This window comes from Arthrobacter sp. SW1, assembly GCF_001766675.1.
GTDB lineage: Bacteria > Actinomycetota > Actinomycetes > Actinomycetales > Micrococcaceae > Arthrobacter.
This window is the reverse complement of record NZ_MJLT01000069.1, coordinates 64,862-91,576: the sequence shown is the minus strand read 5'-3', so window position 1 is coordinate 91,576 and position 26,715 is coordinate 64,862. Positions and strand designations below refer to the sequence as shown.

General features: G+C 66.6%; 21 protein-coding genes. 4 read left to right on the top strand and 17 right to left on the bottom strand.

Going from position 1 to position 26,715, the window contains the following annotated elements; genetic code table 11:
• Positions 1-102: 102 nt before the first annotated feature.
• The 4 genes from BIU82_RS18970 to BIU82_RS18955 all read right to left on the bottom strand — a co-directional run bounded on the left by BIU82_RS18970 (position 103) and on the right by BIU82_RS18955 (position 5,172).
• Positions 103-1,542, bottom strand: a complete 1,440-nt coding sequence (locus BIU82_RS18970; protein WP_070351021.1) for an amidase — start codon at positions 1,540-1,542, stop codon at positions 103-105.
• Complete coding sequence (locus BIU82_RS18965; protein ID WP_070351020.1) at positions 1,539-2,771, bottom strand: M20 family metallo-hydrolase; 1,233 nt, start codon at positions 2,769-2,771, stop codon at positions 1,539-1,541. Before BIU82_RS18965 ends, BIU82_RS18970 begins: the two co-directional genes overlap by 4 nt.
• Before the next feature lie 32 nt (positions 2,772-2,803).
• Positions 2,804-4,153, bottom strand: a complete 1,350-nt coding sequence (locus BIU82_RS18960) for an MFS transporter (protein ID WP_083292423.1) — start codon at positions 4,151-4,153, stop codon at positions 2,804-2,806.
• A 104-nt stretch (positions 4,154-4,257) separates the two neighbouring features.
• The gene (locus BIU82_RS18955) at positions 4,258-5,172 is read right to left on the bottom strand and encodes a LysR substrate-binding domain-containing protein (RefSeq protein WP_070351019.1); all 915 of its coding nucleotides are present in this window, start codon (positions 5,170-5,172) and stop codon (positions 4,258-4,260) included.
• 89 nt (positions 5,173-5,261) lie between these two features.
• Between BIU82_RS18955 and BIU82_RS18950 the strand changes: the two genes are divergently transcribed.
• The 4 genes from BIU82_RS18950 to BIU82_RS19775 all read left to right on the top strand — a co-directional run bounded on the left by BIU82_RS18950 (position 5,262) and on the right by BIU82_RS19775 (position 9,033).
• Positions 5,262-6,578 carry an MFS transporter gene (locus BIU82_RS18950; RefSeq protein ID WP_070351018.1) on the top strand — a complete coding sequence of 439 codons (1,317 nt, stop codon included), beginning with the start codon at positions 5,262-5,264 and terminating at the stop codon, positions 6,576-6,578.
• Between the two features lie 20 nt (positions 6,579-6,598).
• Positions 6,599-6,970 carry a metalloregulator ArsR/SmtB family transcription factor gene (locus BIU82_RS18945; RefSeq protein ID WP_070351017.1) on the top strand — a complete coding sequence of 124 codons (372 nt, stop codon included), beginning with the start codon at positions 6,599-6,601 and terminating at the stop codon, positions 6,968-6,970.
• A gap of 570 nt (positions 6,971-7,540) precedes the next feature.
• The gene (locus BIU82_RS18940; RefSeq protein ID WP_139146694.1) at positions 7,541-7,957 is read left to right on the top strand and encodes a hypothetical protein; all 417 of its coding nucleotides are present in this window, start codon (positions 7,541-7,543) and stop codon (positions 7,955-7,957) included.
• A gap of 275 nt (positions 7,958-8,232) precedes the next feature.
• Positions 8,233-9,033, top strand: coding sequence for a hypothetical protein (locus BIU82_RS19775; RefSeq protein ID WP_139146693.1), 801 nt, complete (start codon positions 8,233-8,235; stop codon positions 9,031-9,033).
• A gap of 266 nt (positions 9,034-9,299) precedes the next feature.
• Here the strand turns inward: BIU82_RS19775 and BIU82_RS18935 are convergent, their stop codons facing one another.
• The 13 genes from BIU82_RS18935 to BIU82_RS18875 form a co-directional block, all read right to left on the bottom strand.
• Entirely contained in the window at positions 9,300-11,318 is a 2,019-nt protein-coding gene (locus tag BIU82_RS18935) for a penicillin-binding transpeptidase domain-containing protein (RefSeq protein ID WP_171906590.1), read from the bottom strand.
• A gap of 49 nt (positions 11,319-11,367) precedes the next feature.
• Positions 11,368-11,922, bottom strand: a complete 555-nt coding sequence (locus tag BIU82_RS18930; RefSeq protein ID WP_216099047.1) for an HPP family protein — start codon at positions 11,920-11,922, stop codon at positions 11,368-11,370.
• Between the two features lie 55 nt (positions 11,923-11,977).
• Positions 11,978-12,934 (bottom strand): LysR family transcriptional regulator, encoded by a 957-nt coding sequence (locus BIU82_RS18925; RefSeq protein WP_070351014.1) that lies wholly within the window; start codon positions 12,932-12,934, stop codon positions 11,978-11,980.
• A gap of 170 nt (positions 12,935-13,104) precedes the next feature.
• Positions 13,105-14,295 carry an NAD-dependent formate dehydrogenase gene (locus tag BIU82_RS18920; RefSeq protein WP_070351013.1) on the bottom strand — a complete coding sequence of 397 codons (1,191 nt, stop codon included), beginning with the start codon at positions 14,293-14,295 and terminating at the stop codon, positions 13,105-13,107.
• A gap of 131 nt (positions 14,296-14,426) precedes the next feature.
• Complete coding sequence (locus tag BIU82_RS18915; RefSeq protein WP_070351012.1) at positions 14,427-15,419, bottom strand: WD40 repeat domain-containing protein; 993 nt, start codon at positions 15,417-15,419, stop codon at positions 14,427-14,429.
• Positions 15,416-16,408: a GTP-binding protein gene (locus BIU82_RS18910; protein WP_070351011.1), complete on the bottom strand. Its 993-nt coding sequence runs from the start codon at positions 16,406-16,408 to the stop codon at positions 15,416-15,418. The genes BIU82_RS18915 and BIU82_RS18910 overlap by 4 nt, the downstream gene beginning before the upstream one ends.
• The gene (locus BIU82_RS18905) at positions 16,405-17,262 is read right to left on the bottom strand and encodes a metal ABC transporter permease (protein ID WP_070351010.1); all 858 of its coding nucleotides are present in this window, start codon (positions 17,260-17,262) and stop codon (positions 16,405-16,407) included. Before BIU82_RS18905 ends, BIU82_RS18910 begins: the two co-directional genes overlap by 4 nt.
• On the bottom strand, positions 17,259-17,990 hold the full coding sequence (locus tag BIU82_RS18900; protein ID WP_070351009.1) for a metal ABC transporter ATP-binding protein: 732 nt from the start codon (positions 17,988-17,990) through the stop codon (positions 17,259-17,261). The genes BIU82_RS18905 and BIU82_RS18900 overlap by 4 nt, the downstream gene beginning before the upstream one ends.
• Complete coding sequence (locus tag BIU82_RS18895) at positions 17,990-18,955, bottom strand: metal ABC transporter substrate-binding protein (protein WP_070351008.1); 966 nt, start codon at positions 18,953-18,955, stop codon at positions 17,990-17,992. The genes BIU82_RS18900 and BIU82_RS18895 overlap by 1 nt, the downstream gene beginning before the upstream one ends.
• Before the next feature lie 94 nt (positions 18,956-19,049).
• Entirely contained in the window at positions 19,050-20,477 is a 1,428-nt protein-coding gene (locus BIU82_RS18890; RefSeq protein WP_070351007.1) for a PoNe immunity protein domain-containing protein, read from the bottom strand.
• Between the two features lie 210 nt (positions 20,478-20,687).
• On the bottom strand, positions 20,688-24,494 hold the full coding sequence (locus BIU82_RS18885) for an NPCBM/NEW2 domain-containing protein (RefSeq protein ID WP_070351006.1): 3,807 nt from the start codon (positions 24,492-24,494) through the stop codon (positions 20,688-20,690).
• A 144-nt stretch (positions 24,495-24,638) separates the two neighbouring features.
• Positions 24,639-25,295 carry a response regulator transcription factor gene (locus tag BIU82_RS18880; RefSeq protein WP_070351005.1) on the bottom strand — a complete coding sequence of 219 codons (657 nt, stop codon included), beginning with the start codon at positions 25,293-25,295 and terminating at the stop codon, positions 24,639-24,641.
• Positions 25,288-26,580 (bottom strand): sensor histidine kinase, encoded by a 1,293-nt coding sequence (locus tag BIU82_RS18875; protein WP_070351004.1) that lies wholly within the window; start codon positions 26,578-26,580, stop codon positions 25,288-25,290. The genes BIU82_RS18880 and BIU82_RS18875 overlap by 8 nt, the downstream gene beginning before the upstream one ends.
• Positions 26,581-26,715 lie beyond the last annotated feature (135 nt).

Here is a 26,715-nt window from a genome sequence, read left to right as displayed (position 1 = left end):
GTGAACGGCCGGGTCGTGGCCGGCCGCGAATTCAACACGTGATGAATTTAAGTGTGCACAGTCCGGAAGAGATGTCCAGAGGCGGGTGCCTGCGAGCTGGAATCAGCCCTGCAGCGCCGGCCGCCGCTGTTCCCAGGGAAGCAGTGCCTCGACGGCGGCGCCCACCCGGAAGACGGCGGCGTCGTCGAAGGGGTGCCCCACAATCTGCACACCTGTCGGGATGCCGCACTCCGCCATCCCGCTCGGCACGGCGAGCACGGGGCAGCGGTTGGTGATGTTGAACGGACCCGTCATGTGCCCTTGCCAGTAATGCTCCAGGTGGACCCCTCCGGCGTCGATTCCATCCAGGTACGCACCCTCCGCTTCCAGCGCGGGAACCGCCGACGCCGGGCACAGCAGGGCGTCGAAGCCCGCCATCGCGGCGGCGAGCTGGGCCTGGATCTGCGTTTCAGCCCGGATGCCATCCACGAAACGGTTCGCTGCCGCGGCAGCTCGGGCGTCGGCCATGAAGCGCCGGGTGTAAGGGGCCAGCTGGTCCTCGGTTCCGGCAGTTTCATCTTCCATGGCCGGCCCCAGCAGGTAGCCGAAGTGCGTGAACATGGTCCGGCTGATGAACTCGGTGGTCCACGGCAATTCGATTTCCTCCACGACGGCGCCGGCCTCCCGCAGTGCCGCGGCCACCGCGCGGGTGTTGGCCTCGACGTCGGACGCCACGGGGTAGTTGCCCAGGCGGATACAGAGCGCGATGCGCATGCCCCGCGCTGCCTCGGCCCCGGACGCCGGAACGGCCACGGGAGCCCCGTCCGCCAGGGAGGTGTGGTCGCCCGGGTGCCGTCCGGCCATGACGCCGGCCAGCAGGGCGGTGTCCGCGACGGTCCGGGCCATGGGGCCGTCGCCGCGGTAATGGTCCGCGGACAGCGGCGCCAGCCCGGGGATCCTGCCGTACGGCGCCTTGAAACCCACAGTTCCAGTGAACGACGCCGGCAGCCGGGTTGAGCCTGCGATGTCCGAGGCCGTGGCGAGCGGAGCCAGCCCGGCGGCCAGGGCGGCTCCGGCACCACCGGAGGACCCGCCGGGAGAGTACCGGGTGTTCCAGGGGTTCCGGGTGACGCCCCAGAGCGGGCTGTGGGTGATGGTGGCGCAACTGTATTCCGGCGTGGTGGTGCGCGTGTGGATGATCCCGCCGGCGGCCCGGATGCGCGCGATCACGGGGTGGTCTTCCGTGGCGAGCGTGTCTTTTTGCGCGATCAGGCCCTGGGACAGCGTGTGGCCTGCAAGGCCGTGTTTCTCCTTGGCGGCCACCGGCAGGCCGAGCAGCGGGGTCAGCCCGCGGCCCCGGGCGTAGGCCGTGGCTGCCTGGCGGGCCGCGCGGAGGGCCGCCTCGAACAGGGTTTCCGTCAGGGCGTTGATACTGCCGTTGACCTGCTCTGTCCTGGCGATGACGGCCTCCATGAGTTCCACGGGGGAGAGCTCGCGGCTGCGGAACATCCGCAGGGCGGTCGTGGCATCGAGGTAGTGCAGCTCGGAATGCGCCGCGCTCATGCGAGGGCCCCCGCCACGAGTTCGCGCGCCACTCCGGTAAGCATGTCCACCCCGGTGACCATGTCGCCGTCGGTGGAGAATTCCCGCTCGCAGTGCGAAACGCCGTCCACGCTGGGGATGAAGAGCATCACCGAGGGAACCATCGTGTTCAGGGCAACGGAATCATGCCCGGCCATGGTCTGGATCCGGCGTGCGGTGAGGCCAAGGTTGGCCGCGACCTTCTCGGACAGCTCCAGGCCGGCCTCGGGGAAGCGCCGGATCGGCCGGATGTCGAAGTCCCGGACGTTGACCTTGATGTCGTGCTCCTTGGCGAGCGCGTCGATGTCCCGCAGCAATGTGGCACGCGCCGCCCGCACGATGTCAGGGTCGCCGGAACGCAGGTCGGCCACCAGGTGGACCCGGCGGGCCACGACGATCGGCGAGTTGGGCTCCAGCGTCAGCTGGCCTACCGAGGACACCAGCGCCTCCTCGGCGAAGTCCTTGGTGACGTCATGCACCATAAGGATGATCTTGGAGGCGGCAACGAGTGCGTCGTGCCGGTCGGCCATGGCCGTCGCGCCGGTGTGGGACTGCTCGCCGAGGACCTCGATGTCCAGCTTCTGGGTGTACCAGCTGGAATCCACCAGGCCGATCGGCACGCCTTCACGTTCCAGGATGCGGCCCTGCTCGATGTGGATTTCGGCGTAGCCGGCCGCCTCCGGCCCCTCGTCCGTGCCGAGGTAGCCGATGCCTTCCAGGGCCTCGCGGACGCTGGTGCCCGCCAGGTCCCGGACCTCGAGCATCTGCTCACGGTCAAAGAGGCCCGCGAACACCGAGCTGCCCATGATGCTCGGGGCGAAGCGGCTGCCTTCCTCGTTGAACCAGTTGACCACCGCCAGGTTGTAGCGCGGCGCGGCACCGGACGCGGCTACCTCCGAGTCCAGCCTCTTCGCCGCGTGGAGCGCCGCGATCACGCCGTAGGCGCCGTCGAACCGTCCGGCGAGCGGCTGGCTGTCCAGATGCGAGCCGATCAGGATGTACGGCGCGCCCGGAGTCCACTCCAGCAGCCCGAACATGTTGCCGATGCCGTCAACCCGAAGCTGCCAGCCGGCGTCGCGCACAAAATCCGCAAACCAGGCCCGGGTCAAGCCGTCCTCGGCGGTTGCGGCCTGCCGCTCGACGCCGTTGTTGGGAGTGGCGCCGATGATGGCCACGTGGTGGAAATCCTTGAGGAAGGCATGCGTAGTCATGGTGGAGTCCTTTGCTGGAGCGGAAAACGGTCTTAGCCCAGGCGGCCGCGGGTCTCGGGCACTTTGGTGAGGGTGACCAGGAGAAGTACGACGGCGGCCGCGGCCGCCATGTACACGCCCGGCATGTGCGGGACGCCGCTGACCCCGACCAGGGCGGTGCCGACGAACGGTGCGGTGCCGCCAAAGAGTGCGTAGGCAGCGTTGTAACTGACGGCGGCGGAGGTGAAGCGGGTCTTCGTGGTGAAGACTTCGACGAAGAAGGTGTAGCAGCCGCCGCCATAGACGCAGAGCGCCACGACGAAAAGCGACTGGCCCAGCAGTGCAAGGCCGATGTTGCCGCTGGTCACGAGCATGAAGCTCGGCACGGACAGCACCGCCAGGACCGCGGAGCCCGCGATGAGCATCGGCTTGCGGCCGAAGCGGTCACCCAGCCGGCCGCCGATCGGCAGCAGGACCGCGTAGAGGGCCAGGGCCGCGGCGTTCACCAGGAGGGACTGTTCGCGGCTCAGGTGGCCCGTGGTCTGTACATAGGAGACAAAGTACGCGGACAGGAAGTAGAAGCCCATGGCCGTCAGGCCCATGACGAAAATGACCTGGACCATGCGGAGCTTGTTCTCCCGGAAGGCCTCACGGACGGGGCTGAATTCCTTGGTACGGCCGGCCTGGGCATCCTTGAAGGCTTCACTCTCCTCGGTACGGCTGCGGATCCACACACCGACCATGGCCAGCGGAAGCGCCAGCAGGAACGGCAGGCGCCAACCCCAGGCCATGAAGGCTTCGTTGGGCATGGACTGGCTAAGGATCAGGATCATGGTGCCCGCCACCACCGAGGGCAGGGCCGTGGCCGCGATGGTGATGTTGAGCCAGAAGCCCCTCCGGTTGACCGGGGCGTGCTCGAACACGAAGGAGGGCGCCCCCACGGACTCGCCGCCGGCGGAGAAGCCCTGGATGAGCCGGCACAGGACCAGCAGTGCCGGAGCCCAGGCGCCGATCTGGGCGTAGGTGGGCAGCAGGCCCATCAGGGCGGTTGCGCCGCCGATCGCCATGAGCGTGATGGTGAGGACCCGCCGTCGGCCGATCCGGTCCCCCAGCGCACCGAAGAACAGCCCGCCCAAGGGGCGGACCACGAAGGCGACGCCGAAGGTGGCGAAGGTGGCCAGCATGGCGGTGAGCGGGTTGCTTCCCGGGAAGAAGAGCTGGGAGAAGACGACGGCGGTGAGGCCGTAGAGGGTGAAATCGTAGAACTCGATGAACTGGCCAACGCTGCCGCCGGCCAGCACCCGTTTCTGCATGGCGGTGGTTTTGGGCGGCGTGGTGCCGGACTTCAGGGCGGAGCTTTCGGCCGGGGTTCCACTGACACTCTCGACGTACTTCAGGACCATGGGATGTCTCCTTTGAAGGGGGTGGTTCCACGATCAGTGACGCCGGTCACATCTGTCTAATTGATTGTTTTTAGCCGTCCGATAGTTTTCCTTTATGCGACCGGCTACGGCCCTTCGTCGTACACCAGCTGGCACGTTTCCTCGAAAGCCAGGACCCGGCGCGTTGCCTGGACTCCCTCGGGGCGGACAACCATCACCTCGATCGGCGGGAACGGATCCGTCAGGCCCAGCGGAACAACATGCCCTCCCGAATACGTGGTGTCACTGCGCAGACGCTGGTTGAGCACTGCGTAGCCGTGGCCCTTGGCCACGAACGACCGCACCGTTTCATAGCCGGAGAAGCGGTGCCGGACATTAGGCACGATGCCCGCCATGGCATAGAGCTGCTCGTAGTACTCGCGGCTGTGCGGCAGGTCCAGGACCACCGACGGTTCCCCTTCAAGCTCGCGCAGGGAGACCTCCCGCCTGCCGCTGACGGCCAGCGGATGCCCTTCATGGAGCAGGACGTGCGGAGGAATCCGCTCGAGGACTTTGTAGCTGAATCCTTTTCCCAGGCCGAGGCCGTACATCAGGGCGACATCGCACTGCCCGTCCAGCAGAAGCTCCTGCAGCCGCGCGAGGTCGGCCTCCACAATGGAGACATCCACCGCGGGATACCTGGCCTCAAAGGTTTGCAGGATGGCCGGCAGCCGGAACGGCGCAAGCGGGGCGAAGACCCCCACCTTGAGTTCGCCGGAAAGCGCGGTGGCCATGCCGCGTGCGGATTCGTACAGCAAGTCCGCCTGCTCCAGGAACGACTTGATGTCCTGCGCGAACTGCTTCCCGCTTGGCGTCAGGCGGATTCCACGGGTCCGCTGCCGCACAAAAAGCTGGGTGGCGAGGCTGGCCTCCAACTGCGCCATGGCGGTTGAGAGGGCGGGCTGCGTGACGTTCAGGACTCCGGCGGCGGCCGTCATGTTCTCCAGTTCGGCCACCACCGCGAAGTACCGCAGCTGGGTCAGGGTGAAGGGCTTGGCCATCAGTCCATGCTCCCACTCCCGCCGCCCCGGCAGGCGATTCGCCAATATGTGCACTACAATGCACATATGCACTTAACGAGGAGGTCCTGATGCTCGCGGTCCTGCGGAACACCACCTACCGGCGCCTGTTTACCGCGCAGATCGTGGCCCTCCTCGGCACCGGCCTGCTCACCGTGGCGCTGGGCCTCCTCGCCTTTGACCTCGCCGGAAAAGACGCCGGCGCCATCCTCGGCACGGCCCTCACCATCAAAATGGCCGCCTATGTCGGCTTCGCCCCGGTCATCAACGCCGTCACCGCGGCCCTGCCCAAGAAGCCCGTCCTGATCGGCGCCGACCTCCTCCGCGCCGCGATGGCCCTCTGCCTGCCGTTCATCACCGAGGCCTGGCAGATCTACGTGGTGATCTTCCTGCTGCAGTCGGCCTCGGCCACCTTCACCCCGGCCTTCCAGTCGCTGATCCCGGCCGTACTGCCGAGGGAAAACGACTACACCCGCGCCCTCTCCCTGTCCCGCCTCGCCTACGACCTCGAAGCCCTCGCCAGCCCCGCCATCGCAGCCCTCCTCCTGACCGTGCTCAGCTACAACACGCTGTTCCTGGGGACCGTGGCGGGCTTCCTGCTTTCCGCGCTGATGGTCGCCGGAACAGCGCTCCCGGCCAAAGCGCTCCCGACGGCGGCGGGCGGCGCCGTGCCAAAAAGCTCACCGGCGAACAGCGCGCCGCCGGGCAACGCGCCGAAGGAGGCTCCGGCGTCGTTGTGGCACCGCACCACCCTCGGCGCGCGGATCTTCTGGCGAACGCCCAAGCTCCGCTCGCTCCTGGCCCTGAACCTGGTGGTCGCCGCGCCCACCGCCCTGGTGCTGGTCAACACCGTGGTGTATGTGCGGGAGGTGCTGCACCGGCCGGAGACGGACCTCGCCCTGGCGCTGGCATGCTTCGGAATCGGCTCCATGGCGGTGGCCCTCAGCGCTCCCCGGGTGTTGGAGCGCTTCGGGGACCGGCCGGTGATGCTCGCCGGCGCCGCCGCCATTCCGACTGTCCTGGCGGCGGTCTCGGCCATGACTTTCCTGACCGGTCCGGACGCGGCCTCCACCTGGCCCGTCCTGCTGCTCCTTTGGTTCCTGCTGGGCGCGGGCAACGCGACCATCCTGACGCCGTCGGCCCGGCTGCTGCGCGAAGCCTCCACCGAGGAGACCCGGCCGTACGTCTTCACGGCGCAGTTCTCGCTCTCGCACGCCTGCTACATCCTGACGTATCCGCTGGCCGGCTGGCTCGGCGCCGCGGCGGGCCTGGGCCCGGCTGCCCTCATGCTGACAATTGTTGCGATGATAGGCGGTACGGGTGCGTTCCTCTCGTGGCCAAAGAACCCCGCGCCACAGCGAGCGGAACCCGCAACCAGGAATCTCTGAAGCAGAAGGAGCGGGCCCTGTTGAGTAGTGCACGCCAAGCAAGCGGACAGACCACCACGCCCTCGCTCGTCCATGAAGTCACCCCGGACGCCGGCCTGTTGGACACCGCTGCCGCCACGCTGCGGATGCTCGCCGAACCGACCCGCCTCCACCTGCTGTGGCAGCTGACCACCGGGCCCAAGTCCGTCACGGAACTCACGGAACTGGCCGACGTCCCGCGCACCGTCGTCAGCCAGCACCTGGCGAAGCTGCGGCTCAGCGGCCTGGTGGACACACGCAAGGAAGGCCGGCACGTCATCTACTCACTGCACGACGGGCACCTGGTCCGGCTCATCCGGGAGACCCTGAACCACGCCGATCACCAGCTCACCGGCGAACCGTTTCACGAATAGCTGCCGGCCTGCCCGTTACGCCGGCGTCGGGAACGGTGTGCGCATCATGCCGGGCAGCTGCGAAATGAAGCTCAGGATGAAGATGAAGTAGGCAATGAAGACCAGGATTCCTACAACGACCTCGTACTGCATATGCGGTCAGTCCAGCCGCGATCAGAGCGGAAGCTGGTGGTCTTGGCGTTCATCCTGAACACTTCGTACCAGCCCCACCAGTCGCGGCCCAGTCGTTTTGGCCTGTTGCAGCTTCTCATCCAGGCGCTGTCGGTAGGCATCTAGACCTAACTCCATAAGAACTGTCACGGGGATATGCCATCCCCTACCCACCTTAGCCGCGCCAGATTCTTGAGTTCTTTCACGTTTTCTGCGGAACGTGGAGACCGAAATCCTGCAAACCTTGGCTGTTTCAGCAAGCGGTATCAGCGGGACCCCAAGCGGGTGCGCCATGACCTTCATTACTGCTTGTGAAGGCTTACCGGTGGAAGGTGTGGTCATTCCCCGGCGGTAATCGGCTGTCATGGGAAAATCAGCTTTTGTGCCCGCAATGTGGGCCGTTTTCGAAGGGATTGGTAAATGAAGACGTCAATGGGGGCGGCATGCCTGGCGGTTACGTTTCTGGCACTGACCGGATGTTCGGCACCTAGTACGCCACAGAACGTGGCAACATATGTGAGCCCGAAGAAGGAGGCGATCCAGAAGCTTGAGTATCAAGGAATCATTGCCCTCTTACGAGATCTAAACGGCTTCTACGATTCTTGGTCAGACGAAGACATCCGCACTGCGGTTGATGTGACGTGTGACGGGTTCGCGAGCGGTAAGAGCTCCAAGGATGTTCGAGACAAAGTCACGGATAAGTTCGGTGCGGAGTCGAACCGAAAGGCTTTCGAAGTTCAGCAGGTGATGAGCTCCTCCGTGGGAATTCGATGTGAGGAATACAAGTCGCTGAAGGATGAGATCGACGGTTGGGATGTTTCCCCCAAATCGTCCTAGACCCGATGCAGTCGTCAGAGATCCCTGACGGCGACCCTGACCTCACGAACCGCCGCGTAAAGGGAAATCCCCCGGTAGCGCCAACCTCCGGGGGATTTGCGGGTAGGGCCCGGGTTTGGGTATCAATTCTACGTCTAGGCAAGAAGGTGCCGAGAAAGCCAAGAAGTTAGTGATGGCCATTAAGCTGCGGCTTCAGGCAGCGGCGCCGCAATAGTCCACCCAGATTTTCCAGCAAAGACGCCTAGGACAAGATGGCAGTCCACTACACTGAGGCGGTGACGAATAAGCTTGGTTCTAGAGTTTTGCTTTTCGGAATCATTGTGACCGCAGTATTGATGGTCCTCACCTTGACTGTACTGGCCGGTGTGCTTATTGGAAAACTGCAACCGGCGGCTGAAACGAAGAATAGCACCAATAACGAGACACAAACGGAAGTCTCCGCACACTCTGAGGTCGGGCTGCCCGCTCCAAGGAGTCAGACGTCATCGACGCCAACGCAACCAAGCCCTGCCGTCATGCCTACTGGGCGTGACGCAGCACCTGTCGTGCAAGAGCCAGCCCCTTTACCAACAAAGCAGGACCCGCCTGCCACAATCCCGGCACCCGCGCCAGCGCCGGCGATCACTACCATTGCACCGTCGCCGAGCCCGACGTGCCCTGCGGATGCAGGAGTTTCACTCTCCATCGACAGTGTCGATCTGGTTTATGAAGGGCACGCTATGGATGAGTATCGGATGAGATTAAGCCTGACTAACCGAGTGAATGCCCCGGTGTCCTTCAGAGTCATCGACTCAATCAAGATCACCAGCGTGCGTGCGGACGGCGCAGAAACTACTGCGGGATTTGTCACTCTTGAGAACACTTATGAAATCCAGCCGGGCACATCGACAATCGTTGTTGAGGCGCCACATGCCCCGACGACCTATCACGGTTTCGGATCGCCAGTCGTAATGTTCAAGCTCAGCGGCAAAGTATGGGTAACAAACAGCTACCCCGATCAGCTCAATCGAAGCCTGTTCTGCGAATACCGCGACGTCGCATTCGGAACGCCCATCAAAGGGTCCTGGGGAAGCTAAAGTCGCGGCCGAAAGACGTACCAATGGCGTAACCGGGATCCGATGATCAGCTGCTATCACTCGTGTCAGCAAGCCTTGGTCAAAGCCAGCTCATCCTAATGAGTGGTCGCCCGCCCGAGCAAGTCCCGCAGAGGACTGCAGCAACGGCCGAATACGGGCCACTGCCTATCAGTCAAGACATAGGTACGCGACATCCATCAAGCATCCGGGATCCACGCCGATCACCAGCGCACCGGCGCACCGTTCCACGAATAGGACGGCCCGAACTAGCCCGCGGCGGTCAGGAATTCCTTCAGCAGCGGTCCGCTGGTGGTGGCACCCAGGCCGCCGTCTTCGACGAACACGGCCACGGCCAGGTCGCCGTGCACGGCGACGATCCAGGCGTGGGTCTTGGGAGGGTTGTCGTTGCCGAATTCTGCGGTGCCGGTCTTGGCGCCCACCGGCGCACCGGGCACCTCGGCCAGGAATCCGGCGTGGCCCGAGGTGACCACGGCGCGCATCATGTCGCTGAGGGCCGCGGCTTCGGCTTTCGTGACGGGCTTGGCGATCGCGGGTCCGGTCGGTGAGGCAGCAGCGGAAGCAGTGCCCGACGACGGCGAGGCGCCGTCCGCGGGAGCGTCACCGCCGGGGGCTGCACCGGCGTCGGGATTAAGGACCAGCTGCGGTGACACGGGAGCGCCATGGCCCACGGAGGCGGCCATCACGGCGGCGGCGAGCGGCGAGACGAGCACCTTGCCCTGGCCGATCATCGAGGCTGCGTGTTCGGTGCCTTCAGCGGTGCCGGGCACGGATCCAAGGAAGGCATCGGCGCCGAGCTTGGGCGCTTCCACGGCCAGGCCCAGGGAGGTGGCGGCGGATTCGAGCTGCGCCTGGCTGACCTTGTCCCGGGCGGCGATGAAGGCCGTGTTGCAGGAGTGGGCGAAGGCGTCCCGGAGGGTCACTGAACCAAGCGACGAGGCCGGGTAGCCTTCGGCGTTCTTGAAGGTGCGGCCGTCCACGGTAAGGGTGGGCGTGCATTCGACCTTGGAATCGGGGGTCATGCCGTTGCGGAACATCGCCAGGGAATCGACCATCTTGAAGGTGGATCCCGGCGCGTACTGGCCCAGCATGGCGGTGTTGTAGCCGTTGCTGCCGGGGCCGGACGCGGCGGCGAGCACGGCGCCCGTGGAGGGGCGGATCGCCACGATGGCCGAGGCCGGCTTGATGTCCTCCAGGGTGCTCTCGGCGAGCTGCTGGAGCTTGACGTCCAGCGTGGTCTTCAGCGCCGTGCCGTCCTTGGCCGGGACCTCGAACAGCGTACGGGGTTCCCCGGTGGTTCCCTCAGCCGGCGCAGTGCCTTCGGGCGGCGTGGTTTGGCCTTCAGCCGGCGCGGGAACCGCATCGATTACCAGTCCGTCCTTGCCGCGCAGCATGGAGTCGTACTTTTCCTGCAGGCCGCCGCTGCCCACCACGTCCCCTGCCTTGAGGGCCCCCTTGGACTTTTCGATCTGCTCTGCGCTGGCCTGGCCCACGGAACCGAGAATGGGGCGGGCGAAGGTCCGGGTGGGCGCCAGGGGCATGGTGTCCGGCAGGGCCACCGCCCCCGGGATCGCCTTCAGCTTGGCCTCGGTGATCTCGGCGGTGAAGCCGCGCAGCACAATGCCCTCAACAAAGGCCTGCGGACCAGAGGCGGCCGCCTGCTTCGCGTAGGCCTCCACGTCCAAGCCGGCCAGCTTCGCCAAGGCCCGGGCCGAAGAATCCACCTTGGCGGCGTCCACCTTGGTTTTGTCGATGCCGACGCGCATCACCTTGCGGTCCAACACAATCGCAGTGTCGCCGGCGCCGAGGATGCCGCCGCGTTTGGCGCCGAGGATGGACATGTCCAGCACCTCGCCGTCCTTGAGCTCAGGAGCAAGCAGCGCAGGGGTCCACTGGACGGTCCACTTGTCGCCGGACTTCGTCAGCTCTGCCTGGGAGGTGTATTTCCATTCGGAACCGCCCAGCTTCCAGCTGTAGTTCAGCGGCACAGAGGCTTTGTCGCCGTCGAGCTTCAGCTCACCGGCCTGCACGGACGGCTTCACCTCGCCCAGGTCTGCGAACACAGCCTTGATCTGCTCATTCGCGGCCGCGGAATCCTTGCCCTGCAGCGTCACCGAAGAGAGGTCCAGCCCGGCCAGCGAGGACGCCAACTGCTTCGCGGCGCCCTCCGCCCCGGCCCGGCCGTCGTCGCACGCGGCAAGCGATCCGGCCAAAAGAAGGGCCGTCAGTCCAGTTACAAGAGTCTTTGTTTTCCCCACCCGCGCCATTATGCCGTGTCCGTCCGACAGAAACGGACACGGCAGCGGCGGCCGGGACCTAGTCTTGTTGTCCGCGCCGATGCAGTAAAACCCTGTACGCCACCGCACATACGGTGAGGACAAGGGATCCAGCCAGAACGGGAGCCAACAAGTATCCCCAGCCCTCGTGTCCCAGCAGGATCGCGATCGGCGTCCCGCCTGCCGGCGGATGGATGATACGCAGCGCGGCCATCGCAGCCATCGCCGCCCCCACGGAAAGCCCAAGGCTCCACCAGGCAGTCGGCAGGAACGCATGTGCCAGTACCCCGCAAAACGCCGAGACCAAGTGGCCACCGATCACGTTCACTGGTTGCGACAGAGGGGCATGAGGCAGGAGGAACACCAGGACACAGGATGACCCGAACGCCGCGATGAGGATCGGCGTGCCCACGGCGTCGCCGGTCAGGGCAAGCACTGCGATGGTGAGTGCCCCTCCAAGGGACGCCGCGAGCAGCAACGGCAAGGGCATACGTGGTTGGGTGGGCATCGCGGCTCTTTTGATGCGCCGCGTCAATGGATCTCCGTTGCGAAGCTGTGCGGGCGGGGTCTGGACGGCGGGGTCTGCGGCAGGCACGACGGCGGTCCTTTCAGCGTGTCAGGGGCGCGGCCCCTTTCGCTTCGGGAACCGCTCAGGACGTGTGGGGTCGGGAGGTAGGAGGAACAGGGGAAGAACGGACCCGGGGCGCGTACCGGGGGCTGTCCGTTACGGCGCGCGTGGCGGGCAGGAGGGCCCGGACCAGCACCGGAGCGGGATTGCCTGCAGGGAGGACCACCGCCAGAGGCGTGGATACCGCCGGTTCGACCAAGGGCAGCACCTGGATGGACGGGTCATCGAGGCGGGCGGCAACTGCAGGCTCCGGAACCACCGCAGCCCACAAGCCCGAGTCGACCAGGCTGAAGAGGGCTTCGTTGGAATCCGCTTCAACCCGCGGACGCACCTCCAAGCCGGCCGCACGCCATGTTTCGTCGGCAATCTGCCGGGCCCGCATGTCGGAAGCAAGGAGGCCCAACGGCACCTCGCTCAGCATGCGGCCGCTGACGGCGGCCAAATTTTCGTCGAACAAGCCCGGGGCAGCAACCACCACGTTCGTGACGTCGCCCAGCGGCACAGTCACGATGTCCGGCCCGTCCGCAGCGGAAGGGTGGATGATGCCCGCGTCGAGCTCGAACGCGCGCACCCGCGCCACAACATCCTCACTGTTCAAACCCGTCTGCAGGGTGGATTGCACCAGCGGATGAGCCGCAGCGAGCTCGGACACCACCGCGGTGGCTACGGCGATGCCGGCCGGAATCGTTCCAAGCCGGGCGGTCCCGCTGAGTTGTCCCCGCGCGGCGGCGGATAGCTCCGCGGTCAGGGCGGCCTGGTCCGCTACCAGGCGGCGTGCCCACGTCAGTGCCATCTCTCCTTCGGCGGTCAGCCCCTCAAAGGCGTGGCCGCGCCGGACGAGTGGCACCCCCACCTCGATTTCCAGCTTGCGTATCGCTTCGGACAGCGTTGAGGGAGAGACGAAGCATGCTGCGGCGGCACGACCGAAGTGCTCTTCGCGGGCCAAGGCAACGAAGTACTGGAGTTGGGTCAGGAGCATGGAATCCCGTCTGTTCAGGGAAAGGAGCGGTAGCGCGAACCGGCGGCACCGCGGCTGTACCGCCGGGTCCGTCCGTACCAGCGTAGGTGGAGAGGACCGTCAAGCCGGTTCTCTCCACCTTTACCGCCTGGAAGGATCCCAGCGTCACCGCCCCTTGGCTGGCCGGGCCTTTAGCCGACCGTGGCCTTGTCGCCGTCGTGCTTTGCGTAGGAGTGGGCACCCGTTCCGGCGTAGTCTCCGCCTTCCACGATGATGTACTCAGGACGGATCTGGCGGCCTTCGAAGAAGCATTCCAGGATCTCCCGGGTACCGGCAGCGTACTTGGCCTGCGAGGGCAGTGACGTGCCGGAGGTGTGGGTGGTCATGGCGTTGTTCGGCATGGTGCGCCACGGGTGGTCTGCCGGTGCGGGCTGGGGAGCCCACACATCGCCGGCGTAGCCGGCCAGCTGTCCGGACTCAAGGGCGCGGACGATCGCGTCGCGGTCGGCGATGGCGCCGCGGGCCGGGTTCACGATGTAGGAACCGCGGCGCATCGTGGAGAGCAGTTCGTCGTTCAGCAGACCCTCGGTTTCCGCAGTCAGCGGCGCGTGCACGGTGAGGATGTCAATGTGCTTGACCAAGTCCTCGATGTTCTCGTGGAACGTGAGGTTGTACTTCTCCTCATATTCGACGGGGAGGCGGAAGCGGTCGGTGTAGTGCAGGTGCACGCCAAACGGGGCGAGGCGCTCGATCACGGCGCGGCCGATCCGGCCCGCGGCGAAGATGCCTACGTCCATGCCCTCGAGGTCATAGGAGCGTTCCACCGCGTCGGCGATGTTCCAGCCGCCGTCCACCGCGATCCGGTGCTGACGCACGAAGTCGCGCACCAGGACAAGGACCTGCATGACGGTGTGTTCGGCAACGGCGAGGCTGTTGGAGTACGTGACCTCGGCGACCGTAATGCCGTATTCGTTGGCAGTAGTGAGATCCACGTGGTCGCTGCCGATGCCGGCCGTGATGGCGATCTTGAGGTTCTTCGCCTTCGCAATCCGCTCCGGGGTGAGGTAGGCGGGCCAGAACGGCTGCGAGATGATGACGTCCGCATCAACCAGTTCCCGGTCGAAGTCGGAGTCCTCCCCGTCCTTGTCGCTGATCACGACGAGTTCGTGGCCGGCTGCCTCAAGGTACTTGCGCAGGCCCAGCTCACCGGAAACCGATCCGAGCAACTCGCCCGGGGTGAAGTCAATCGCCTCAGGGGTGGGGAGGGTCTGTCCGTTGGGGTAAGGAGGAAGCACTGGGATGGTGTCCCGGGCGTAGTCCTTGGGATTGGTGGGGTAACCGTTTACGGGATCCGGATACAGGACAAGCAAGACCTTGGCCATGACGCTTCTTTCATGTTCATCACGTGACCTTCACGCTGATTTCAGCCTAGGAACGCTCTTGTTCGGTGTCCATGAGGTAGATCCTTACTTTCATTCGGCTTTGCCGAATGAAGCCGGCAAAGCGCGGCGCCCTAGAGCTCCAGGTCCACCAACATCAGCCGCTCCTCCGTGGCCACCAGCAGCCGATCCAAGCCCAGCCACTGGACGCGGACCGCCCCGCCCGGGTCAAAGGAAGCAAGGGGTTTACCGGGCATCCCCGGCAGCATCCGCTCGACGCCCCAGATGGCCACCGAACCTTCCGTGCCCGCGCTTGCCACGATGCCCACGCGGCAGTCCCGCCACGCGAAATGTTCAATGCCCTCATGCGCCGAAAGCAGCCGCGGCTTCGATCCGGCAGGGCTTTCGCCGCCGAAATCCCACACCGTCAGGTCCCGCGAGCCGTTGTTGGCCAGCCAGCGGCCCGTGGGATCGAAGCCCAGCTGGGTCACTTTCCGGGGGTATCCGGGCATGTGCAGTTCGAGCTTGCCCTGGGTTTTCCAGACGTGCACGGTGGCGTCCTGGTTTCCCGTGCAGATCCAGCGCCCCGTGGAGGCGGCGGCGACGGCCAGGTGCGAGCCACCGTAGCGGTAGCCGTGGACGGGCCGCTTCGAATGGCGGGCGTAGATCTCCACTCCGCCGTAGCCGCTCACCGCCACTTCGCGCTGCCGGGCCAGCCAGGTGACGCCCGTGATGGTGCTTCCGGCGGCGTCGGGCTGCCAGGCGAGGCTGCCGTCCGGTGCGTGCACCACCAGGCGCCGCCCTGCCGCCACGGCCAGCCTGCCGTCGTCGGCATAGGCCGCCCGGGTGCACCAGCCGGCGGCGAAACGCTGCAGCCCACCGTCTTCCACCCCGTACAGAAGGTAACCCCGTACGCCTGTGGCGGCGAGGCTGCGGCCGTCCGGCGAGAAGGTGACGTCCGTGAAGCTGTCGACGTCGGCGTCGGGCTGCGCGGTCAGGGAACCGTTCGCGAGGGAGCGCAGCTGCAGGGTTCCGTCCACTCCCGCGACGGCGACCCGTCCGGCCGCCGTGCTGGCCGCCAGGGCGGCGGTCCGGTCAGCCAGGGGCGCCTCCCATACGACCCTCATGCTGCGGCTCCGTCCAGGCATGCGGCGAAGCCGGCTTCCAGCGCGCCCCGGTCCAGGTGGCGGCCGATGAAGACCAGCTTGTTCATCCGTTCTTCGTCCTGCTCCCAGGGCCGGCCGTCGCTGCCGTCGAACAGCATGTGCACCCCTTGGAAGACGTAGCGGCGGGACGATCCGGCGAGGTTGAGGATGCCTTTGGAACGGAAGATGTCCGTGCCCTTCTCGCGGAGGAGGACGCTCAGCCAGGCATCCAGCCTGTCGCCGTCCACTTCCCCGGGCAGTTCGATGCCGACGGAGGTGACGCTGAGGTCGTGCTGGTGGTCGAGTTCGGTCAGGAAGGCCGGGTCTGCTTCCAGGACGCGGTCCAGGTCGAAGGCGCCGACGTCCAGGATCGCGGCGAGGTCAACCTTCGCGTGGTCTGCGGGCAGGATCTCCGCCAGGGCGTTGATGCCGCGCAGCCGTTCCGTCACCGCCGCGAGCCCGTCCGCCGTCACCAGGTCGGTTTTGTTCAGGATCAGCCGGTCGGCAAAGGCCACCTGCTCCACGGCCTCGTTCTCCACGCCGTCGGGCTTCTCCTCATTCAGGTGATCCAGGACGTGGCGTGCGTCCACCATGGTGATGATCGCGTCCAGGCGCAACTTGGCCCGGACGTCCGGGTCCACGAAGAAGGTCTGGGCCACCGGGGCGGGATCGGCCAGGCCGGTGGTTTCGATGAGGATGCGGTCGAACTTGTCCCGCCGGCGCATGAGCGTAGTGAGGATGCGGATCAGGTCGCCGCGGACGGTGCAGCAGATGCAGCCGTTGTTCATTTCGAAGATTTCTTCCTCGGAGTCGTACACCAGGGCGTCGTCGATGCCGACCTCGCCGTACTCGTTCTCGATGACGGCGATCCGCTGGCCGTGCTCTTCGCTGAGGATCCGGTTGAGCAGGGTGGTCTTGCCCGAGCCGAGGAATCCGGTCAGGACGGTGACGGGGACGCGGGGATCTTTCATGCGGTGACTCCTTGAGGTCTGGAGGAAAGGGATGGACGCAGGCGTTGAAGCGCGCCGCAGGCCGCCACGGTGGCCACAGCCACGACGGCCACGGCCGGTCCGGCGGGAACCGCCAGGTGGTAGCTGAACAGCAGTCCGCCGAAGCCGGCGCAGACGCCCAGTACGACGGCGAGGATCAAGGTTCCGTTGAGGGTCCGGGCAAGCAGTTGGGCCGCCGCGGCGGGTGCCACGCACAGCGTGACGGCCATCAGCACGCCCACGGTGGTCATGCCGACGACGACTACCAGCCCGAGGCCCAGGACCAGGGCGCTGTCCAGCAAGGTGGCGTTGATGCCGAGCGAGCGGGCGTGCGAGGGGTCGAAGGTTGTTGCCGTCAGCACGGGCAGGAAAACCACCACCAGGAGGACCACGACGGCGGCGAGCCCCCCTTGCAGGGCGACGTCACCGGCGCTGACAGTCAGCGGATTTCCAAACAATACGTGCGAGAGGGTGCGGGGATCGGAGCCCAGGGACACACCGATCACCCCCAGGGCGAACAATCCCTGGGCGGAAACCCCGATGGCGCTGTCCGGGGACAGCCGGGTGCGGGCCAGGAGGCCGGAGACCAGCAGCGCCATGACCACGGCGGAAACCACGCCGCCCAGAAGCAGGGAGAAACCCAGCAGGGACGCGGCGGCCACCCCGGACAACACCGCGTGGCTCATGGCGTCCGTCAGGTACACCAGCCCGCGGTGCGTGGCCCACACCCCGGCAAGCGGTGCGGCGATGCCGAGGGCCAGGGCGCTGACCATGGCGCGCTGCATGAAGTCGAGGGACAGCGGCTCTGAAAACCACTCCCAAACGGGCACGGTCATGCCGCGGTCCGCGCGGCGGCGCCCGGAGCGGCACCCCCGCCGCCCAACGCAGCCGCGTCCAGCACCTCGCCGGGCGCCCCTTCCGCCACGACGCCCTTGTTCAACAGGATCACCCGCTGGAACACCTCCCGGGCCACCGCGGGGTCATGGACCGCGGCCAGCACGGCAGTTCCCGAGTCCGCCAGCCGCGCAAGGCAGGCGTTCAGGACCGAAGTACCTTCGGCGTCGAGCCCTGCATACGGCTCATCCAGCAGGAGGACCGCCGGCCGCTGCACCAGCGCCCGGGCCAGGAGGACCCGCTGAGCCTGGCCGCCGGACAGGGTCCGGAAGGGCGTGTTGGCCAGGCGGGCGATACCCAGGGTGCCCATGGCGTCGGCGATGTGCCCGCGCTGGTGCCTGTCCGGCCGGGACCACCATTTCCGCGGGTGGAGGCAGGCGGTGGCCACCACTTGGCTCGCGGAGAGCGGAAGGCCGGTCCGGATGCGTGCGCGCTGCGGAACGAGGGCGAGTCCCGGGAAGGGTGCGGTCCGGATCCGTCCGCAGCAGGACACGGTTCCTTCGTGCGGCAGGAGCCCGGCCAGGGCGTTGAGCAAGGTGGATTTGCCGGCACCGTTGGGCCCCATCAGCGCGGTCAGTTCGGATGCGGCGAGGGACATCGTGACGGACTCGACGGCGGCGTGCCCGGCGTAGCGGACGGTGACCCCGGAGGCGGAGAGGACAGCGTCCATCACCGGCAGCCCAGGCCTTGGCGGAGCTGCTCCCCGTTGTCCCGCATGACGCTGATGAGGTCCTTCCCGGCACCGGGGTCGAACTCCAGCGCGGACAGCGCCCGCGTCTCGGCGCCGATGCTTTCGGCCACGGTTTCCGCCAGCGCCGGGTTCAGTTTCTCTTCCAGGAAGACGGACCCGACGCCGGCCGTTTCGGCTTCCCGGGCGATCTGCGCGAGGGTCTTGGCGTCCGGTTCGTCGTCGGGGGAGATCCCGGCAATGGGTATTTGCTTCAGGCTGTACCTGTCCGCGAAGTATCCGAAGGCCGCGTGCGAAGTGAGGAGCGTCCTGCGCTCACAGTTCCGCAGCTTCGCCGCCAGGTCACGGTCCAGTTGCTCGAGTTCGGCAAGCAGCTCCTTGAGGTTTGCCGCGTAAGCGGCGGCGTGCGTACCGTCGGCCGCTGACATGGCCTCGGCGGTCGCTTCCGCCATGAGTTTCAAGCGGACGGGGTCCAGCCAGACGTGCGGATCCTTGTGCTCGTGGTGGTCTCCTGCGTGCTCCGCACCGTGTTCCGCGCCCTCCGGAGGGTCCAGCAACTCCAGGCCCGGGGAGCTGAGCAGATCCACGGCGGCCGTTCCGGCCGGAAGGTCTTTCGCGACCCGTTCCACGTCCGGCTGGAAGTCCGATCCCAGGTAGAGGAGCACCTTGGATTCCCGCAGCTCCTGCAGCGCCTGGCCGCCCAGGGCGAGGTCATGGGGTTCGATGCCCACGGGTGTCAGGCCGGTGACATCCGCATCCTCGCCGCCGATCCGCTCCGCGAGGAACTGCACCGGGTAGAAGTTCGCCGCGACTTTCAGCGTTTGCCCGTCCTGACCAGAGCCCGGGGACCCCGCCGCAGGCGGAGCGCAGGCGGCCAGGGCCACCACTGCGGGAAGGGAGAGAAGCGCGGAGGCGCGGCAGACCACGCTGCGGGAAGGAAGGGGCATGTGCCCACTCTAGCCTTGTTGAGAATCATTCTCAACAAGGCTCATCTCGGGCGTGCCGTTCCGTCTTCAGCCGCTCAACGCTTCCACGGCGCCATCAGCCCTGCTGCGAGTCGAGCCAAGTGCGCCAGCTGTCGTGATCCAGAAGGGCGGGAAATGCACCCGAAGAAAGCTGTTCCTGTCGCACCGCTTCCGCCGGCGCGAACAGAGGCGAGCCGTCTGCCGAACGCACCGACCACTCGAGTTCCTCGTCCGACGCGGTGATCAACTGCATCAGCGGAAGCGCGTGCGCGAAGGACGATCTTCCTAGGAACCATGCCCAGGACTCACCTGCCCAGCTCAAGCGCGTGCCCCCGGCATCGGAAGAGACCTCGACGCCCGGAACCTCGCCGCAAGACGCCACCCTGAGGGCGGGAGCGAGCGTCGACCGCAGCAGTTCGAGCATCGGAAGGCGCAGCGCGTTCGACCGCATGACCGTACGCGGAGCTCCGCGGTCCCACACGCGCCACTCGAACAGCTCCTCCTCGGGTTGTGCAATGGCGTTCCCCGAGAAAAGATCCCCCTGCTCCAGCACACTGTCGCGATTGACGAGAGCCCTCTGCTCCACGGTCAGGCCGAGAGCGCGCAACGGTGGCCAGGACAGGATCTCCCCTGCCACAGGAACCGCGTCACGTCCAATGTAGAGTGTGGGCGTCGGCACCGTATCCGCCATCCGCGTGATCATCGCCCTTCCTGCTGCTCGTTCGTCGTTCGGCTTCCTGAGCCCGGCAAGGTCGCGCGGGTAGTACTCGTTGTCGCGGAACGACGCATCGCCGAGACCCAGCGCCTTCACCACTCCGAGAGTCTCGAACGCCCAGTACCCGTGATACTGGCGCTTCTTGACTTGCTCGTGGCCGCCCCAGCCCCAGCTGCCCTTCCAGGCTGAATACCAGGAAGAGAGATACTTTGCGACGGCGGGCGCCGCACCCGAAGGGCCTGCGTCGAAGGCAGCATTGAGCTTGCCAACGATCTTCGGGAACGCGAGGGCCTCGCCCACCGGATGATCGGGGCGACGCGACGCGATCAGCCGATCGAGCAGCTGATCGCCCCAGCCGAACTCGACCGCAGCCACCGCCCTGTCGAAGATCGCATCGTCGACATCGAACGCCAGCGCCAGCGCCACCAGCAGCAGCCACTCACGATAGAAGTCCTTGTCCTTCCCAAAACCGAACCGCGTAGCAAGATAGTCGGCGGGGACGTGAGCTAGTGACAGACGGCGAGCACGCTCGGCCGCTAGCAGCAAGACCTCGAACTCGGCGCGCAGTTCTGATGCTGAAGCGCCCTGTGCGTAAAGACTGGCGAACAGATCCCAGCGCTGCTTCATCGCGTTGCCGGCCCCCAGGCCGAGGATCTCGGGCTTGCGGAACGATTCGAGAGGGCGCGCCAGCCGCTCATCTGTGCTTCCGCAAATCCCACGGAGGTACTCCACGACACCATCGAAATAGGCCTGGTCGGCCCTCGTGTCACGAACCATCTTTTCCCCCATCTCTGATCAAGGCCACTTCTCTGAACAAGGCCACTGATCCGACCTTCGCCGGATTGGCGTGGACCCTTCGCATTGCTTGTTGAGTGTAGTTGTTGTGTCGCTTTGCTCGGCGGCACACCCGGGGCGCCGACGGCGGCAGGCCACCTCCGCGGGGAAGGTGGCCGGCCGCCGTCGGGCAGTCAGTTCAGCGAGCAGTCAGTTCATGGAACCTCAGGGAGCGCAGCTGAACCTGGCGTCGCCCCACACGCCGTGGGCGCCGTTGATGGAGCCGGAAGGCTCAACCACCAGTTCCACGTAGGACGCCCCGCGCAGGTCCACCGTCACGGATTCCGGGGCGAAACCCGGCGTGTAGGTGCGGGACTGGTACTTGTTCACGCCGTCGGCATTGACCTTGAAAATGATGTTGCCGCCGAAGCCGCTTTCCAGCCCCACCTGGGCGGTGAACGAGGTGCATTTTCCGCCCAGGTAGTAACTGATGCGGGACAAAGCGTGCACGCCCAGGCCCTTGCTGAAGACGGGTTCCTTGCCGGTGGCCGGGTCGGTGTAGTTGATGGCCAGGGGCTTGTCCGGGGAGGTGGCCGAGTCCTTGTTGGCCACGTTGAGGCCGATCACTCCGTAACCGTTGACCGCGTCCACCCACGGAGTTTCCGAGGCGTACACGTCGCCGCTTGGCGCGGCCGGCAGCGGCCAGGTGGCCACCTTCCAGTCGAAGAACTTCACGCGGGTATCGGTGGGCAGCGTGACCGAGGCCAGTTCCTTGCCCGGGTTCAGGCGGACGGTGTTGGCGAAGGCCTGGTACTTGTACTGCGTGTATTCCGGGGAAGGGCCGTTGGCGTTGTTGCGGCCCATCTCGGATACGGCCACCACGGAGCCGCCCAGTTCGCGCGGCTGGAGCCAGTTGGGGAAGAAGATGGACTGCTTCTCGCTGGATCCGTCCGCGTAGTTCAGGGTGAGGACCGGGCTGGTGCCGCCGCCGACGGCTGCCGAGCCGAGGACCGCCAGGTGCGTTCCCTTGCCGCCCAGGGCGATGGTCTGCCCGGACAGCGCGACGGCGTTCGGCACGTCCGGCCCCACGGCCGGCCAGGTGAAGTCCACCTGCTTGGGCGTCCCGGCGTGTACGGTCACCGTGCTGCCGGGCCGCACGCCGCCGGCCGGAATGGGCGCGGTGGCGAGCTGTTCGGCCGCGAAGGTGGCCCCGCCGCCGTCGAAATTGCCCAGTGCCTTATTGGCCACCGTGGTGACGGAGATGTTGTTGTACGCCGCGGCCAGCGAGCCGTACGCAACGTAGATCTGGTTCGCGCCGGCTGCCGTTTGCGCGGAGCCGTCCGCAGCCGTGTACGACGCCGAGAAGCGGACGGTCTGCGGGCCCGCCTTCGCGCTGGAGCCGGGTGAGACCACGAACGTCGCGGTGGCCTGCTGGCCGCCCGCCACAGTGGCGGCGGTGTCTCCGGTGGCGTTCTTGACGGTCCAGCCCGCGGGCAGGACGGGGGTGATCCTGACGTTGGACTTTGCACCCTTGCCGGTGTTGACGAACGCCCCGGTGACGGTGGTGTCCTGGTCCTGGAAGACCTGCTTTCCGGTGGTGACGCGGAGTTCGGCGGCAAGGGCGTCCTGGCTCGCACCGCCCAGGGGACCGGCCTGCTTCAGGAGGACGGTGGCCGTCTTGTCCGAGGCGATGGCCCCGGCTTTGACGTGGACGGTGCCGTTGTTGGCCGGATCGAAGAACCAGCCGGTGGCGGCGGCGTCGAAAGCGTCCTTCCCGCTGAGCTTGGGCAGGAGTGCCGCGCCCAACCGGACCTCCAGCGGAGCGGCACCCGCGTGCACCTTGAGCTGGTACGGGCGGGCCGCGGCCTTGCCGGAGTAGTTGCCTTCGCGGGCGCCGATGGTCACGGAAACGGTGCCCGGGCCGTAGTCCGGGGCCTCCACGTCGAAGCGCTGGCGGGACGCCTTGCCGTCCTTGTATTCGCGGGTGACCTTGTCATCTTCGTAGAGCGTGAAGCTGTTCTTGCCCTTGGCGTAGACGTCCAGGGTGATGGGTGAATCCTCCGGAACCAGCGAGGCGTTGCGGGCCACGATTCCCTGCGGAACCACGGCGCCGGCCCGGACGAAGACGGGGAGGCGGTCCAGCGGGGCCTCGTAGCCGTTGAGGATCTGGCCGCCCTGGTAGAGCTTGCCGGTCCAGTAATCCACCCACTGCTGCCCGGCGGGGAGGAAGATCCCGTTGCGGACGTCGGCCTGGGTGAAGACGGGTGCCACCAGGAAGTCCTTGCCGAGCATGAACTGCTTGTTGGCCTCGTCCCCGTAGGACCACTGCTGCTCCGGGAATTCCAGGGCCATGGAACGCATCATGGAGACGCCGGTGGCCGCGGATTCCTGGGCCAGGGTGTAGATAAAGGGCATCAGCTGCTGGCGGAGCTGCAGGTACTTGCGGTTGATGGCCGTGGCTTCATCGCCGTAGAGCCAGGGCCGCTTGTCCTTCGGCGCCCACCCGGACATCGAATAGAGAGCCGGGGCAAAGGCCTTCCACTGCAGATCGCGCACGTAGGACTCGGGGGAGCCGCCGAAGATGCCGTCCACGTCTCCGGTGGTGAACGCCAGGCCCGAGTTGCCGGCGCCGGTGAGGGCCGGGACCTGCCAGCGGACGGCGTCGAGGTTTCCGGAGTGGTCGCCGGTCCACTGCATGCCGCAGCGCTGGGAACCGGCCCAACCTTCGACCATGAGCGAGGTGCCGCGGGCATTGGAGTACTTCTCGATCCCGCCGTGTGCGGCCTCGCAGCCGGTCAGTGCCTGGCGGTATCCCTGGCCCACCCAGGCGACGTCGAGCTTGCGCAGGCGGATGCCGGCCTGGCCCACTTCGTATTCCTGGTTGGTCAGGGAACGCTGGGTCCAGAGGCCTACTTTGAGGTCCGTTTCCTCCTCGATGTTGGCCACGGTTTCCGGGAGTTCCTGGTACTCGCAGCCGTAGCCGTCGTTGACCAGCATCCAGCCGGCGGGCATGTCGTTCTCCACGAACTTGCGGGCGGTCTTGATGGCGTCCGGGGTGCGCTGCTTGGCGCCGTCCGGATCGCCGTAGCCGGAGGAGGAGTAGTCCGGGTTGGAGCGGTTGTAGCAGTCGGCGTCGCCGTATTCCAGGGCGTAGACGGGCGGCATCATGGGCTTGCCGGTCAGCGTGGTGTAGGCGCCCAGGGACTGCTTGTAGTCGCCCACGAAGTAGTAGGCGTCGAAGCGTTTCTCCTCGTGCGTGGTGCTGGGCTGCCCGCCGAAGTCGTAGGAGCCGCGGGCGAAGGTGTTGCGCAGGACGCCGTAGCCCTTGGAGGACATGTAGTAGGGCACCGCGTTGGGGTAGCCGTCGTCGTCCCAGTCGAAGTTGCGGGCGATGTTGATCAGGGCGCCGGTGTGTACGGAGCGGCCGTTCTGCATGCCGCCGCCGATGAACTGTTCGCCGTCCTGCGGCTGCAGGTGCTGCGTGGCGGACTTGGCGCCGAACGTGATGGGGGCCGATTCGGCGAAGACCAGGGAGCCGTCCGCGCGGCTGACCTTGAGCTGGGTGGTGGCCTTGTTGATTTCCAGGGTGACCTTGGCGGTCCTGATGGTGAGCCATTCGCCGTCTTCGACCGTGACGGCCGCGCCGGCGAACTTGTCCTTGCCAACCACGATGTTGGCAGTGCGGGCCGGGTCTCCCTGGTCAGTGTTGGCGGGGTCCGTGAATTGTCCGGAAGGGTCTGCTTCAAGGCGGAAGTTGACCTCGTCCAGGAAGGTCACGCGGAGGGCACCGGATTCCGCAGCGAGGTCAACCACGTTGTTGCGCTGAGTGAATCCGGTGATCTTTCCGAGGGGAACGCCTGCGGCGTCCACGGGGACTTCCGGGGTGACGGGCTTGACCACCGAGGGGTCGCCCGGGGCGGCGGCTGCGGGTCCTGCGAAGACCAGGCCCGGAAGGGACGACGCCGAGAGGACAGCTGCGAGGGCAAGGGCGGTACTCCGGTTCCTGAGCAGGCCGGATAAGGGAAACGGCATGGGACTCACTTTCGAAGATGACTTTTTATGATCTAACTCACAGTGAAACGTTCACTAATCGTCATCTCGCGGGAGCCGCAGGTCAAGCTTTCCACCAAAAATGCACACGATTCCGCCCAAAAACACACACGAAAGAACTGCGGCTCAGGAGTCCCGGATGATCCGTTTCTGCCGCGCCACGGAGATGGCGGCCGTGCGGTTGTCCACGACGAGCTTCCCGTAAATGTGGACCAGATGCGTCTTCACCGTGGCCTCGGAAATGAAGAGCTGCCTCGCGATCGCCCGGTTGCCGAGGCCCGTGGCCAGGAGTTCCAGGATCTGCAGTTCGCGCGGGCTCAGGGCGGTCTCCGGATTGCGTAGGTGCCCCATGAGCTTCGCCGCGACCCCGGGAGCCAGGGCCGTCTGCCCGGCCGCGGCGGACACCACGGCCTGGCGGATCTGTTCCGGCGGCGCGTCCTTGAGCATGTAGCCCGCAGCCCCGGCTTCCACGGCTGCAAGGATGTCGGCGTCGGTGTCGTAGGTGGTCAGGATCAATACCGGCGGCGGAGGGCTCCCGGCCTCGCCGGCCTTGATCCTGCCGGTGGCCGTAACACCGTCCATCCCGCCGCCCATCTGCAGGTCCATCAGCACCAGGTCCACGGGTTCGCCCAGGGCGTGCAGCCGGGACAGTTCCGCCAGGGCGGCACCGCCGTCGGCGGCTTCGGACACCACGGTGACGCCGTCAAAATCCGCCAGCATGGCACGGAGTCCGGCGCGCACCACGGGGTGGTCATCCACCAGGAGGACGCGGATATCAGGCACCGGGCGCCTTCCCTTCCGACAAGGGGAGACGGACGGCCACCACGGTGCCTTCGCCCGGCGCGGATTCAATGTCCAGGGTGCCGCCGAACGCGGAGAGCCGCTCGCGAAGACTCATGATTCCCACTCCGCTGCCGTCTGGCCGCGCGGCAACGGACAGCACCGCCGCGGGGTCGAAGCCCACGCCGTCGTCATAGATGTCCATGGTCACCTCGGCATCCAGGAAGGAAAGCGTGACGACGGCGGTGCGCGCCCTGGCGTGCGCCCAGACGTTCGCGAGGGAAGACTGTGCCGCCCGCAGCAGCGTGGCCTGGTACGCCTTGGGCAGTTCGACGGCGGTGCCCTCCAGTTCGAAACGGCACCGCAGTGACGTTCCCCGGGCCGCCGCCTCGCTTTCGGTTTTCGCGCACAGCCGCCGCAGCGCCTCCACGAGGCCGGACTCTTCCAACTCGGGCGGCTGGAGACCGCGGACGAAGCTGCGGGCTTCCTCGAGGTTGGCCGATGCGGTGTCCTGGACCGTCTGCAGGCGGCTGCGCACGGTGTCCCGGTCTCCGGCGTCGAGCGCCTTCGCGGCGGACCTGCCCATGAGGAGGATGCTGGAAAAGCCCTGGGCCAGGGTGTCGTGGATTTCGCGGGCCAGGCGTTCACGCTCGGCCAGCACCCCGGCCTCATGCTGGCTCCTGGCCAGTTCGGCCCGGGTGCGGCGAAGTTCTTCCGCGGCCACGCGCTGGCTCTCGGCCTCGAGGTACAAGGCGCGGTAGGCAAGGCCGGTGACCACGGCGAACGCGGCCCCGAAGACCGGCCCCAGCACCATCGCCAGCTGCAGGCCGCCGTCGCCAGTTCCACGGCTGTGGAACCACAGCGAGCCCACCAGCAGGGCGGTGCTGGCGCCGACGGCCGGCAGGGCCCAGCGCAAGGGGAGCAGGTGCAACTGCAGGAAGAAAAGAGGAAAGGCTACCCAAGCGAAGTCCGAACTCACCAGCAACAAGAGAAGCCAGAGCAACGTCACGGCGCCCAACCAGTGGAGCGCGAAACGGCTCGGATCAAAACGGGAGGGATCCACCGCGTGCCGCTTCTCCAGGAGAGTACCGGCCAGGTACACCGCGGCGAGCAGTACGGAAAGCAGCAGCCCCGCGCCGAGCCCTACCGGGGACGACGCAGCGATGAGCAAACGGACCACGGCCACCAGCAGCAGCACGGCGAAGCCCACGTGCAGGCTCACGCGCAGGACGCGCAGGATCAGCTCCGTGCCGCCGTGCTCGGGACGGGGCCCCTGCTGTTCTGCCATGCCTTCCAGAGTAGCCAGCGGCACCGACGGAAAAGCCTGATTCCCGCGCCGCCGCGGCTGAATCAACCAATTGGTTGATGCCGCGTTCAACCGCACGGCTCCGGCAGATCAACCCGGTGCGCGATCCCCTGGCAG